Here is a 13089-nt window from a genome sequence, read left to right on the forward strand (position 1 = left end):
ACCTCCTGTTTCCACCCACGCAGGCTTCATGAGCAACCGATTTTGCCAACCGGAAACACCCAGCCACTGCCATGGATGTTGAATCCCTGATATCAATCTTAGGCTCTGTTGCCGTTTTGTTTTCGGATCGCGTTTCGTCGGATTTGGGTCTGCCAAAGCGCACACTTCGCCAAACCCTGCTGACAGTATGCTGTCAGTAGCCCCTGCGTAGACTGGCCTCATCGACTTAGCCAGCACCGGGTCGAAGCCCAATCCAACTACTGACAGGAGCATACCAATGAACGCCATCAACTGGTTCGAGATCCCCAGCCACGACTTCAATCGCGCCACCGCATTTTACGAAGCACTGTATGCAGAAACACTCCGCCTCGACACTGACTTTCCCGGCATGAAAATGGCCATACTGCCGCATGGCGACGAAGATGTCGGCGGTGCAGTCGTTCATGCCGAACACCTGCGTCCATCCTCTGATGGCATGCTGCCCTACCTGAACGCCGGCGCAGATCTGGCCCAGATGCTGGGACGGGTAGAAGCGGCGGGCGGCGCCATCATCATGCCCAAGACCCATCTTGGTGAGAAAATCGGCTACATCGCCATCTTTCGCGATAGCGAAGGCAATCACGTCGGGCTGCATTCCATGAACTGACCGACCTCCGTGGCCTGCTGCCATCCGCCTTATCCGGACCGCAGCAGGCCCGCACAAGGATTTACCATGCGCCGTGCTGACCGGCTGTTTCAGATTGTTCAATTATTGCGTGGTCGCAGATTGACCACAGCGCGCTACCTGGCCGAGCGGCTCGAAGTTTCGGAACGGACGGTCTACCGGGATGTGCGCGATCTGATCCTGTCCGGAGTGCCGATCGAAGGTGAAGCCGGCGTTGGTTATGTTCTCCGGCACAAGCTCGACTTGCCACCCTTGATGTTCGACAAGGAAGAACTCGAAGCCCTGCGCATTGGCGCCCGCATGGCGCAAGCCTGGGGAGACAAGGCACTCGGCCGGGCTGCCGAGCAGGCGCTGGCCAAGATCGAATCGGTGCTACCCGGAACACTCAAGCCCAATCTTGCCGGCAGCCGCCTGTATGCGCCAACCGTACGTTTCTATTCGCTGGACATGATGGCTCCGTTGCGGCAAGCGATTGCCGAGCATCGCGTGGTCGATCTTGACTACCACAAGCAGGATGGCGAAGCGTCATCACGCCGCGTCTGGCCACTGGGCTTATTTTTCTGGGGTACCGTCTGGACTCTGACCACCTGGTGCGAGCTGCGGGCGGACTTTCGTAGCTTCAGGCTGGATCGGATTGATCAGATCCAGCTATCCGACGAACATTTCAGCCTGCTGCCCGAGCAGACTCTGGAAGCCTGGCTCAAGCGCGAAGGCGCACCGCCGCCGCAGTTTTAGACTCAATCGGGATTCAGAGGTACCCACCCGATCAGCCCATCAATACGGGCCGTCGTCAGCCCGCAACTGGTCGGGAAGCCCGTCATGATCGCCCATATCGCGTGGTGGAACATCCGCCCAGTGCAGATCCCCGATGCGGATATTGCGTGCCGGGTGCAAAGGGTAATGCACTTGGTTATCGTCCCGTCGGGTATCCCCCACGACCAGCAGATGTACCGGCTGGCAGGTGTTGTTGATGAAGGTGTGCGCGAGCCCGTCACCCGGTTTGAAGCCCACGCCATCGCCCGGCTGCAGACGGTGCAAGACACCGTCAATCCACACATCCGGATTTCCCTCGATCACATAGACAAACTCTTCTTCTGTCTTCTCGGCATGAGGCCAGGAGGTTCTGCGGCCTGGTGGCAATAGCTCATGGTGAATCCCCAGTCGCTGCAGACCAAAGTGGCGGCCGAATGGCGCGCCAATCGACAGCCGCTCGGCACTATCCGGGTAATGGGCGTCATCGGCAGTCTGGATATCAAGGTAATGGGCAATGCAAGGGGGGCGGCTCATGGAACGGTCTTCTCACTCTCTCGTCGAAAGTGAGGTTTATAGCGAATTCCCGGCAGCTCGCACAAATCTGCGGCCCAAGCAGTGGCCCAGTCGGCAGCCCGGTCATGCACTGGTCGGTCTGCTGTTGACGGCTTATGCGCAGCAAAATTTGCCCATCTCATTGGAGAGTCATTCAGGGATCGCGCTGAAAACCTTGCCGCATGGCCTGTCACGGCAGATCATGAACAAGTTCCCAGCCGTCCCACCGTCATCAGGAGTCCGCATGAATCGACACGCCCTCAGACCTTTGACAGCCAGCCTTCTGGCCACCCTGCTGCTTACCCCATTGGCACTTGCAGCAGAAACCGCGCCCGAGGCCGCCACCGGCACTTATGGCAAGACCTTGGCTTATGCGCCGGAAGTCATGGTTACCACTGCCAATCCCTTGGCCACCGAAGCCGGTTTGGCCATGCTGCGCAAAGGTGGCAGTGCCATTGATGCGGCTATTGCCGCCCAGCTGATGCTGGGACTGACCGAGCCACAATCCTCAGGCATCGCCGGTGGTGCCTTTCTGCTATATCACGACGGGAAGCAAACCACGAGCTTTGATGGACGGGAAAAAGCGCCCGCAGCCGCCAAGCCTGAACGCTTTCTCGACCCCAACGGCAAACCCCTGGCGTTTTACGATGCCGTGATTGGTGGCCGCTCGGTTGGTGTGCCCGGCGTGTTGGCGATGTTGCACATGGCTCACCAACGTCACGGCAAACTACCCTGGGCAGCGCTGTTCGAACCGGCAATCAGCCGTGCAGAGAATGGCTTTCAAATGTCATCGCGCCTGCATGCCTTACTGGTCAGCGAGCCTCATCTGAAGAAAGATGCGAACGCCCGAGCCTATTTCTATCAGGAAGATGGCAAACCCTGGCCGGTTGGCAGCGTATTGAAGAATCCCGAATATGCCGCCACGCTGCGCGCCATAGCGGCGGGAGGCCCCAAGGCGTTTTACAGCGGCAAAATCGCCCAGGCCATTGTGGATGCCGTGAAGCGCCATCCAACCAACCCCGGCGATCTGACCCTGGCAGACTTCGCCGCCTACAAGGCCGTTGAGCGCCAGCCGATCTGCGGTCTGTACCGTTTCTACAAGGTGTGCGGCATGAATGCGCCAAGCTCAGGTGGCGTGGCAGTGCTGCAGATGCTCGGCATTCTGGAAACGCGCAAGCTGGCAGACTGGGCACCGCATGCGGTAGAAAGTGCCCATCTATTTACCGAGGCTGGCCGACTGGCATTTGCTGATCGCGCCAAATATCTGGCAGACCCGGATTTCGTGAAAGTCCCCAGCGATGCGCTGGTATCCAAACCTTATCTGGTCACCCGCAGCCAGCAAATCGACATGGCCCGCAGCATGGGTCGAGCCCAGGCCGGCGACCCCGTGCCCAAAATGGCACTTGGCCTTGATAGCTCTCCCGAGTTCCCGAGCACGAGCCATCTGATCGTCATCGACAAGCAAGGACATGCGGTATCGATGACCAGCTCCATCGAAGATGTCTTTGGCAGCCGGATGATGGTGAAAGGCTTCCTGCTGAATAATCAGCTCACCGACTTCTCGTTCAGCCCCACCGACAACGGCCAGCCGGTCGCCAATCGGGTAGAGCCGGGCAAGCGGCCCCGCAGTTCCATGTCGCCGGTGCTGGTCTTCAACGAACAGGGGCAACTGGCGTTTGCAGCCGGCTCTCCGGGAGGGAGCCAGATCATCAACTATGTGGCGCAGACTCTGGTCGGCTTGATCGACTGGAAGCTATCCCCCCTGCAGGCAGTTGCCCTGCCCCACTACGGTAGCCGCAACGGCCCTACCGAACTGGAAAAAGACACCGGGCAGGAAGCATTGGCCGAAGCCCTCAAGGCCAAAGGCCATGAAGTGAAGTTCGTCGAAATGAACAGTGGTTTGTCGGCGGTCGTGGTTAAACCCGATGGCCTGTGGGGCGGAGCCGATCCAAGAAGGGAAGGGGTTGCCAAAGGCTTCTGACGCATTCCCTTGCGGCTTCACCGTGACGTGCTTCAATCAGGGAAGAGCGTTCATGTGAACGCTCTTGCCACGAGAGTCTCGCCACCCTGGAGCCGCCATGAAAAACCTGCTCGCCATCAGCCTGTGCCTGGCTGCAACATGCGCCAACGCCGATGTACTGACAATCAGGGCCGACCAATATTGCCCGCTCAATTGCGCACCTGGCAGCAGCAGCCCGGGTTTCATGATCGACATCGCCAACGAGATTTTTGGCAAAGCCGGGCACAAGGTTGATTACAAACTGATGGGCTGGCAGCGTGCGATTGCCGAAGGCAAGGCAGGTAACATCCATGCCATTGTCGGCGCACTCAAGGATGACGCACCCGACTTCATCTACCCGGCCAACGAACAAGGCCGCTCCATGCAGTGCTTTTATACCCTGAAAGACCATCCCTGGCAGTTTGATGGCCTTGCCAGCCTGAGCAAGATCACGCTTGGCACCATCAATGGCTACAGCTACGGCGAGGAGCTGGATGCCTATATCAAAGCCCATGAAAAAGATGGCAAGGTACAGATGCTGGTGGCCAATGACGAACCGTTGATCCTGAACATCCGGAAGCTGCAGGGCAAACGCGTTGATGCGATCGTCGAGGCCCAGCCGGTTGCCATCTACACACTCAAGCAGCAAAAAGCCACCGACACCGTCCACGAAGCCGGTTGCGAGAAAAAAGCGCAGGACATCTTCATCGCCTTCTCGCCCAAACACCCCAAATCCCACGAATATGCCGAACTGCTATCCAAAGGCATGCAGGATCTGCGCAGCTCCGGTCAACTCTCGAAAATCCTGGCCCGTTACGGTTTGAAAGACTGGCGCTAAGCGCTGTTGAGATGCTCGTGCTCCCTAGCAAAACATCAACAGCACTAGCGCTGCCCCAGCGGCACCCCGCCAAAGATATGCGGCAAGAGCCGCACGATATTGCGCGCATCGTCGATACCCCGATGCGCAGTCCCTTTAAACCGCATCTGCGCGGCCTTCATTGCCATCCCCAGTCCCAACCCGCGCTTGAACCCCTGCTGGTCTGAAAAGCGCTGCTTCACATTGCAATGCTCACCGCCTATCGGATTACTGCAGCGGTGAAATTCGGCGTCCTGAATCAGCTGCTTGCGGTCGTAGTCCCCCCACGAGCAAAACAAGACCGGGCGATGCGGCGCCAACCAACGCTCCAGCTCCTTGGCGACCGCCGGGAAAGTCGCGGCGGAATCGACATCCCACTGATTGATGGTAGTCAGCGTCTTGCAGAAGTCCGTCAGCAGCGGATGACGAACCGGCCGGATGAATCGCTGAAACTCATCAATCGGTCGAAAGGTGTGGCAATCAACCAGCACGGCGCCCACTTCAATGATTTCCATTTCATTTCGTGGAACAGAACCTTTGTCACAACAGGTTGCTTCGAAGTCAACAACAAGAAAGTTGTTTTGTGTTTCAGTAATTTTCATTTATTAGAATCCTCTTATATAATGACAATTGTCAGGCAATTCTACGTCATAAACCCTTCATCAAACGACTTAGTTTCATCAGACTAAGCCCGCCACACCAGCTAATGCCATTCGCAAAAATTTTTAAGTTATTCAAATAAGAAGATAATGACGTTTATATAAAACCATTGGTTTTATGCAAAATAGCGACAAGTTTATTCAAAAGAACGACACGAATTTTGAAACAACTTCCCATCCGCTTACAATGCGCCCCGCATTCGGACTCAGCGATCCTGACCGAATGCATTACTCGCCCGATTTCTCACCGGAATCGCGGCAGCCGATGACCTGCATGGGGGCTAGCATCGGCTGCAACCGGCTGATCTGTATGAATTTTATTCTGAGGACGCCTGGTGCGAGTTCACTGCCACTCCAACCGGACTGGCTTGTCAAATAACAATGATCTGGAGTAGTCAAAATGAAAATTCGTTCACTGAACATCGCTCTGATGGGTATGGCCGTTGCTGCAACCGCCTCCGCCAGCACTTACATCGCCACCGTAAAGGGCGACACCGCAACATTCACCAGCAACCGTGGTCAGGAAGTTCAGGTTAACGTCACCGACGTCACTTCCACCGCATGGCGCAAGTATTCCGATTTTGCCGGCACCGGCGAGCGCTGGATCTGGGCAGATCCTAACGGCGAGTCGATCTTCACCCGCGTAGAGCGCACCAACCAGTCCGCCAAGATCGTTGATTTCAATGATGCCGTTGGCACCCGTTACACCAGCACTGGCCTGGGTGCTTGCCAAAGCGTCGCCGTTCTGGCCGACAAGGGCATGAACATCAGCACCGCTGCTGGCACCTTCAGCAACGTTGCTCGCGTTACATTCAGCGGTCAGTGTGCTGACGCCGGCACTGGCGAAGCGTACTTCGCACCCAAGGTTGGCCTGATCAAGTGGACCAGCCAAACCATCGCCGGCCCGAACGTATTCGAGCTGTCCAAGGCGACGGTTGGCGGCAAGAACTTCCCTGAAGGCGGCCTGAAGGTTGCAGCCACTTTCCCATCCTCCCGCCTGGTATTGGGTCGTGACAAGGCAGAAGTTGAAGTTGCTCTGGATATCACCAACGGCAGCAACAGCGACATGACTTTCACCTTCCCTAGCGGTCAAGACTTTGACATCACCCTGACCAATGCAACCGGTCAAGTGATCAATAGCTGGGGTGCTGACAAGCGCTTCATCATGGCCATTCACAACACCACACTGAAGGCCGGCGAAACCCGCCGTTATGCTGGCACACTGGCCGTGCGTAACCTGAATGGCGCATCGGTGGATATCGGCACTTACAAGCTGGGTATCGAGCTGAAGGGTTCGAACGCACCTGCAGGTTCGGTTTTCGTTCCAGAAACCGTCAAGGCTGAAGCACCTCTGTACATCGACCGCATGATGACCATCAGCACCCCTCGCTAATTGGCCTGGCAGTGCATCAGGTCGGACCAGACCTTCTCATGGCGTATTGTCACGAAGGACAACACGCCAACACGATCAGAGGTTCAAGCTTACCCAAGGTTATTGCGCAACGGCATTGAGCCCAAAGGTCTGGCCTTAGCCTGAATATGAAAAAAGCGGGGAATTCCCCGCTTTTTTCATTTGCGACCGCTAGCAATCACTTACATGCCCGATACGCAGCATCGCCTGTGCCCGATGCCTGTACCTCATCCTTGGCAAAATTGGTAGGAACAATTTCCAGACAAAGAACATTGCCAAGCCACAAAGGCAGATGTGATTCTTCGTGGTTATTTGGGCTTGAAGCCCTCATGCTTTACAAGCTTTATCCAACTTGCAAGACCTATAAGCCAACGGAAGTTCACATCATGATGCGCGTAATCAAGGCCGCTCTTTGGGGCGTAGCGATTTCTGCAACCGCCTCCGCAAACAGCTACATTGCTCTCAACAAGGGAGACACGCTGGTATATCAATCGAAAGGCCAGAAGTCTTTGCACCCGGTGACCGTGCAAGAAGCCAAGGCTAACGGATGGCGAAAATACTCCAATTTTCTGGACACAAGCTATCCACTATGGCTCTGGTCCGACGCCAACAGTGAGGCAGTATTCATTGCCGGTTCTGAAGGTGGCCATGCGACCCGCCTCATTGATTTCAATGACCCCGTCGGTACGATCTATACGCACTTAGCTTTTTTCATGTGCGCAGATAAGGTGAAGATTGTCCAAAAAGGGCTGACCATCAACACGCCTGCGGGAACATTTAGCGATGTCGTCATGGTCCGCTTTTATAGCGATGATTACCATTGCTACGACGTCGGACTGCTTGGTGCTTATTTCGCCCCCAAGGTAGGCCTCATCAGTTGGTGGGAAAACAACATCGGGGGCGAAGTCCGCTACGATTTGGCGAGTGTCCAGCTCTCGCCTTCCGCAGAACCGACATTTGATGGCGTAAAAGTCACGCCAATCATCCCCAAGAATCGATTGAAGCTAGGCAGGGACAAGGAAGAAATCGAGATCGGGCTGGACATTGAAAACATCAGTGGCCAGGATATGCAGATTCACTTTCCCAGCGAGCAAGAGTTCGAAATCACGCTTGGCAAAGAAGTCCAGAAGCCTGTTTTACGCTGGAGTGATGGCAAGCAGTTCGCCGCACAACCCCATACTATCAACCTGAAATTTGGCGAACGTTATCGTCTCTCTGGTACCTTGCCGCTGCGGCTCGCCGATGGAAGCAAACCAGCCCTTGGCAACTACCATGTCTCAATTACCGCCAAGGGCTCAGTCCATGCCCTGGGTGCCGAGATTGATGCAAAGAAGCTACAGACAGAAGCCATTGTCAGCATCAGCCAATACATGAACCTCAAACCCCGCTGATCAGCCACCTTTGGCAGCCAGAGTCAGCTCTGGCCGCCTCTAACGTATCAAGCCTGCCAGGCTCCCGATTTGCCACCACGCTTCTCCAGCAGACGAATACCGCCAATCACCATTCCCTTATCAATTGCCTTGCACATATCGTAGACCGTGAGCAACGCCACACTGGTGGCAGTAAGCGCTTCCATTTCCACACCGGTCCGCCCCACAGTTTCGGCCGTCACCAGACAACGCACCGCAGACTCGGCCTCCAGTAGTTCAAACTCTACCGCCACTCGTGTCAGCGGTAGCGGGTGACACAATGGGATCAGGTCGGCCGAGCGCTTGGCGCCTTGAATCGCGGCGATCCGGGCAATTCCCAGCACATCCCCCTTCTTATGACTACCGGCTGCAATGCGCTGCAGGGTGTCCGCCTGCATGGTGATCCGGCCTTCGGCCACTGCAACACGGTGCGTCTCGGCCTTGGCGTGGACGTCCACCATATGAGCCTGGCCCTGACTATCGAAATGTGTAAGTTCTGACATGAGAGTCCTGATGGTTCGATGGATGTTCTGAAAATGACTGAACGCTGCTGATATTTGATTTCAGATCGAAAGCTGGGTTCTGTTGAGGTTAGGTTTGCGCGGCAAGCACGCAAAACTAACGGGTTTGTGCCGCCTGTAAGGCCTGCGGCGTATTGAGGTTGTCAAATGCCGCGTCATCAGGGAAGGTGACCGCGACAGCAGCTTGCTGATCAAGCCACTGCCAGAGGCGAGCCTGGCCGTTGTCCAAGGAAGCCGTCAGGGCAGGCAACAAGGCTCTTGCCAAGACACAACACGCTGGATGGCTACGCTCGGCGGTCAAAGCATAAGCTGCCTTCGCCTCGCCAACACCGCGCAGCAGGCGATCTGCCAAGTCCAACGGCAGTTTAGGTACGTCACAGGGAACAACCAGCAGCCAGTCAGCGCAGGTATGGGTCAACGCTGCTTCGATTCCTGCCATCGGGCCAAGCCGTTGCGGGCGAAGATCTGCGATCACAGCAAGCCCGCTCGCCGCATAGCGCTCCAGGTGGCGATTGGCCGACAGTACAATGCGCTGGGGTGGCAATGTCTGCCCTTGCAACTGCCGCCAGGCGTGCTGCCATAGCGGCAAGTCATCCAGCATCAGCCAACCTTTATCGACTCCGCCCATCCTACGGCCTTCCCCGCCGCACAGAATGACAGCCTCGAATACTCGATTAGTCGTGATCAACAATCCCCCAGTTGGTCTTCAAGGCATGCTCCCAACGCTCCAGAGCGGAATAATCGGAGTCTCGGGCATCCACCCAGCGCGCCTCACCATCCACCCCATGCTCCTTCTTCCAGAATGGCGCACGGGTCTTGAGGTAGTCCATGATGAATTGGTTGGCTTCATACGCATCTTTACGATGCGGGCTGGCAGTCAATACCAGCACGATGTCATCGGTGGGTTTGAGATCGCCCACCCGATGTACAACACGCACGGCATTCAGTGGCCAGCGGATGGCCGCTTCATCGGCAATCCGCTGCAAGGCTTTTTCAGTCATGCCAGGGTAGTGTTCAAGCGAAAGCGCCACCACATTGCGGTCCAGATTCAGATCGCGCACCCGGCCGACGAAGGCCACCACCGCACCAATGCCCGCATCGTCGGCACCAAACTGGCGATATTCGGCGGCAAGATCAAACGACTCGGACTGCACGGAAACGGAATTTGTCATTTCATCCCCCGGTTACCGGTGGAAAAATCGCCACTTCGGCACCTGCCGGAATTTCCGCATCCAAGCTAGCCATCTCCTGGTTGATAGCCACCCGGAACAAGCGCTTGCCACCCAGTTCCTCAGCCCACTTGCCTTCACGCTGGCAGAGCAGACCCATCAAATCTGCAACCGTCCGGACCGTTTCCGGCAGACTCAACCGCTCGTGCCCAACGCCCAGCACTTCCCGCAAGCGGGCAAAAAACAGCAAATCAATTTCACGCATCAGCAATTATCCAGTCACTCATCCAATCAGCTGCGACAGTGCGATATAACTCACCCTGTCACCCGCCTTTACACTCTGCCCTGCGGGCAGATCAATCAAACCATCCCCCCATACCAGTGACGTCATGACCCCCGACCCCTGATTGGGATAAAGCCTGGCTATCGCCTCTCCCTGAGCATCAAACTCCAGCTTTACCCGCAGAAACTCTCTGCGTTTGTCAGGCTTTGGCCAGTCGAAACCCGCTTTCACGGGTATGCGTTGCGGTAGATAGTCCGTCGCGCCCATACGCTTCAGCAGGTAGGGCCGGGCCAACAGCACAAACGTAATGAAGCTGGAAACCGGATTTCCCGGCAGACCGATAAATGCCGCGTCAGCCACCCGGCCAAAGGCAAGCGGCTTGCCAGGCTTCATGGCAATCCGCCAAAGTTGTAACGCACCCAAACTGCCAACAGCCGCTTTTACGTGATCTTCTTCACCTACCGATACTCCCCCGCAGCTGATGACCACATCATTCTCCGCTGCAGCTTCAGCCAGTGCATCCCGGGTTGCCTTGGCCGTATCAGGCACATTGCCATAGTCGTTGACCACGCAACCCAACCTGCCCAGCAGGGCAGACAATGCGTACCGATTGGAGTTGTAGATACCTCCTGGAGGTAGGGGTTCCCCTGGCATGGTGAGCTCATCGCCCGTGAAGAGTAGCCCCACTTTCAGCCGGGCATTCACCTGCAACTCGGCCACGCCGACCGACGCCGCCAGGGCAATGTCTTGTGGCTGCAGGCGTTGCCCAGCCGGCAGCACCTGAGTGCCAGCGGTAATATCCTCGCCTCTACGCCGAATATGCTGCCCCGGCGAGACCGCCCCCTTGACCGTGAGCTGACCGTCGATCTCCTCACAGTCTTCCTGCATCACCACAGCATTGCACCCAGCCGGAATCGGAGCGCCTGTGAAAATTCTCGCAGCTTCTCCGGCTGCCAGCGGCTGACCAACCGCCCCCGCCGCAATGCGCTGCATGACCGGAAACCGCGCCGGCATTGCGCCAAAGTCAGCGATAGCCAAGGCATAACCATCCATGGCACTGTTATCAAAAGCCGGGACATCAATAGTGGACACCAAGGGACGAGCCAAAATCCGGCCAGCGACATCCAGCGAAGGCAAGGTCTTGGTAGCCTCAATCGCCTTGGCGTTGACCAGCAAAGCCGCCAGCGCATCATCAAAACTCTGCAGAGGTGCATTCATAGTGGGATCATCCTGTGCGGTACTGCCCCAATGTCGGAGCAATGGAAATCTGTTGGCTAACCTGTCAGCCCCAAGCATCTCTGGGCCGCCCGGTACGTGTTATGTCTCAGGCACGGCCTCGATGGGAGAAGGGGCAATCACCGGCCTATCGTTAAAAAACGCGTTTTGCACACTTGCGCCAGTTTAGGCGTTTAACCGGTCAACTGCACCCTTCAGCCCTGACGGGCCCGAGCCCGTCCCATCGCCCGCCTCCCGTTACCTCAGGCAATGGTAATTCCAGACAATAAATGTATCGACGGGAATTCAGAATGCAGAGGACGACCATGACAATGCCGACCCCATACTGATGCAGCGGATAAGCCTCTCGAGGCAACTGCGTACCCAGGCGCAAGTGCATGAGGCTTAGCTTATAGATCACGCCACATAGCCATTTGCTTTTATATAAGTTCTTATTTAAATAGATTTATCCCTGAAGTCAGGTTTTTGCATACCAACCCCTGCAGAGCCTAGCTTAGCTGGCTTTTTCATACCATGACCCGCATCAATCCGCACATCTGCCATCACTTTGCGTAACGCCATCTCTCGATTCGCTCTCCCCATACTGGTGTTTGTGGCCCCAGGGTATTTTGCGCGAGTCAGTAGCCCTCCACTCATCCCTACCAAAACAAAAATGACATTTGAATTCAAAGACTTTTGTATGGCATCGACATTTTTCATACCAATCGCATTTCATTGATTTGTTAATTTTGTTATTAAAATCATTAAGTTACTTAAAATCAAAGAAAAAATGACATTTGAAAATAATGTTTGTACACAAGCATAAATTCGTTTTACAATGGGTTCTCTGTGCAGCTATCCACAGATTCGATTGAATCTAGGCACCGCTCCGCTGCCGGTTAGCTGCAGGTGTTCGGTCTGGGCCAACCTTCCGCTGTCAGGTTGGCTCCTTATACGGGAGGGTCCATACCCTCCCGTTTATTTTTTCTGCGCGGCATCTTCTTCCCCCATCCGAATTGACGGTGCCGGCCTGCTAAAATCAGGGCTTTCCGCTTTGAGTCCGACCCGCCATGACAGATGCCGTCGCAACCAATGTCCGCTATAAACAACCCCGCTCCGTACTGGTTGTTATTTACACCGAAAAACTCGATGTATTGCTGCTTGAGCGCATTGACTACAAACACGCCTGGCAGTCAGTAACTGGCAGTATCGAAGGTCTGGAGTCGCTAAGAGACACGGCTATTCGTGAGGTCGCAGAAGAAACTGGGCTGGATGCCACGGTTTACGAGTTGCAGGACTGGCAACTTGAATCTGATTTCGAGATATTCGAGGTATGGCGGCATCGTTACGCGCCGGGGGTCACCCACAATACCGAGCATGTATTTGGCTTACGGCTACCCGAGCGGATTGACCCTAGAATCAATCCCGAAGAGCATTCCGAATGGCGCTGGCTGGGCTGGGAACAGGCGGCTGAGCTGGTATTTTCGCCATCCAATGCCGAAGCGCTGCGCATCCTGCCTGAAATGTCAAAGCGCTTCGGGCCAGATCATCAGTAAGCAACAACGCCCACGGCCTGACAGGTCTTGAGCTCATCAAAA

15 protein-coding genes are annotated in these 13089 nt (G+C 55.8%); 7 read left to right on the top strand and 8 right to left on the bottom strand.

Annotation, left to right across the window (positions count from 1 at the left end):
- Window positions 1-277 precede the first annotated feature (277 nt).
- Together PZA18_RS10210 and PZA18_RS10215 are read left to right on the top strand one after the other, a co-directional pair.
- Entirely contained in the window at window positions 278-646 is a 369-nt protein-coding gene (locus PZA18_RS10210) for a VOC family protein (protein ID WP_284100738.1), read from the top strand.
- A 66-nt stretch (window positions 647-712) separates the two neighbouring features.
- The gene (locus tag PZA18_RS10215; protein ID WP_284100739.1) at window positions 713-1399 is read left to right on the top strand and encodes a helix-turn-helix transcriptional regulator; all 687 of its coding nucleotides are present in this window, start codon (window positions 713-715) and stop codon (window positions 1397-1399) included.
- A 39-nt stretch (window positions 1400-1438) separates the two neighbouring features.
- Here the strand turns inward: PZA18_RS10215 and PZA18_RS10220 are convergent, their stop codons facing one another.
- On the bottom strand, window positions 1439-1951 hold the full coding sequence (locus PZA18_RS10220) for a cupin domain-containing protein (protein ID WP_284100740.1): 513 nt from the start codon (window positions 1949-1951) through the stop codon (window positions 1439-1441).
- 262 nt (window positions 1952-2213) lie between these two features.
- Here PZA18_RS10220 and ggt point away from each other — a divergent pair, with 262 nt between their 5' ends.
- Complete coding sequence (gene ggt / locus PZA18_RS10225) at window positions 2214-3950, top strand: gamma-glutamyltransferase (protein WP_284100741.1); 1737 nt, start codon at window positions 2214-2216, stop codon at window positions 3948-3950.
- Window positions 3951-4047: 97 nt separating this feature from the next.
- Window positions 4048-4806 (top strand): substrate-binding periplasmic protein, encoded by a 759-nt coding sequence (locus PZA18_RS10230; protein ID WP_284100742.1) that lies wholly within the window; start codon window positions 4048-4050, stop codon window positions 4804-4806.
- Between the two features lie 44 nt (window positions 4807-4850).
- On the opposite strand, the gene PZA18_RS10235 is transcribed toward PZA18_RS10230, so the two are convergent.
- Window positions 4851-5426 (bottom strand): 3'-5' exonuclease, encoded by a 576-nt coding sequence (locus PZA18_RS10235; protein WP_284100743.1) that lies wholly within the window; start codon window positions 5424-5426, stop codon window positions 4851-4853.
- Window positions 5427-5883: 457 nt separating this feature from the next.
- Between PZA18_RS10235 and PZA18_RS10240 the strand changes: the two genes are divergently transcribed.
- Together PZA18_RS10240 and PZA18_RS10245 are read left to right on the top strand one after the other, a co-directional pair.
- Window positions 5884-6876 (top strand): BsuPI-related putative proteinase inhibitor, encoded by a 993-nt coding sequence (locus tag PZA18_RS10240; RefSeq protein ID WP_284100744.1) that lies wholly within the window; start codon window positions 5884-5886, stop codon window positions 6874-6876.
- A gap of 347 nt (window positions 6877-7223) precedes the next feature.
- Window positions 7224-8285, top strand: coding sequence for a BsuPI-related putative proteinase inhibitor (locus PZA18_RS10245; protein ID WP_284100745.1), 1062 nt, complete (start codon window positions 7224-7226; stop codon window positions 8283-8285).
- Between the two features lie 47 nt (window positions 8286-8332).
- Here PZA18_RS10245 and moaC read toward each other — a convergent pair whose 3' ends face one another.
- The 6 genes from moaC to PZA18_RS10275 form a co-directional block, all read right to left on the bottom strand.
- Entirely contained in the window at window positions 8333-8806 is a 474-nt protein-coding gene (moaC, locus tag PZA18_RS10250) for a cyclic pyranopterin monophosphate synthase MoaC (protein WP_284100746.1), read from the bottom strand.
- Between the two features lie 115 nt (window positions 8807-8921).
- A complete protein-coding gene (mobA, locus tag PZA18_RS10255; protein ID WP_284100747.1) occupies window positions 8922-9512 on the bottom strand; it encodes a molybdenum cofactor guanylyltransferase MobA in 591 nt (196 codons plus the stop codon).
- A complete protein-coding gene (moaE, locus tag PZA18_RS10260) occupies window positions 9499-9996 on the bottom strand; it encodes a molybdopterin synthase catalytic subunit MoaE (protein ID WP_284100748.1) in 498 nt (165 codons plus the stop codon). The genes mobA and moaE overlap by 14 nt, the downstream gene beginning before the upstream one ends.
- Before the next feature lies 1 nt (window position 9997).
- Entirely contained in the window at window positions 9998-10258 is a 261-nt protein-coding gene (moaD, locus tag PZA18_RS10265; RefSeq protein ID WP_284100749.1) for a molybdopterin converting factor subunit 1, read from the bottom strand.
- 18 nt (window positions 10259-10276) lie between these two features.
- Window positions 10277-11494: a molybdopterin molybdotransferase MoeA gene (locus PZA18_RS10270; protein WP_284100750.1), complete on the bottom strand. Its 1218-nt coding sequence runs from the start codon at window positions 11492-11494 to the stop codon at window positions 10277-10279.
- 453 nt (window positions 11495-11947) lie between these two features.
- Complete coding sequence (locus PZA18_RS10275; protein ID WP_284100751.1) at window positions 11948-12211, bottom strand: hypothetical protein; 264 nt, start codon at window positions 12209-12211, stop codon at window positions 11948-11950.
- 350 nt (window positions 12212-12561) lie between these two features.
- Here PZA18_RS10275 and nudB point away from each other — a divergent pair, with 350 nt between their 5' ends.
- Window positions 12562-13047, top strand: coding sequence for a dihydroneopterin triphosphate diphosphatase (nudB, locus tag PZA18_RS10280; protein ID WP_284100752.1), 486 nt, complete (start codon window positions 12562-12564; stop codon window positions 13045-13047).
- Window positions 13048-13089 lie beyond the last annotated feature (42 nt).

It is taken from the genome of Parachitinimonas caeni (genome assembly GCF_030129945.1).
Taxonomy (GTDB): domain Bacteria; phylum Pseudomonadota; class Gammaproteobacteria; order Burkholderiales; family Chitinimonadaceae; genus Parachitinimonas; species Parachitinimonas caeni.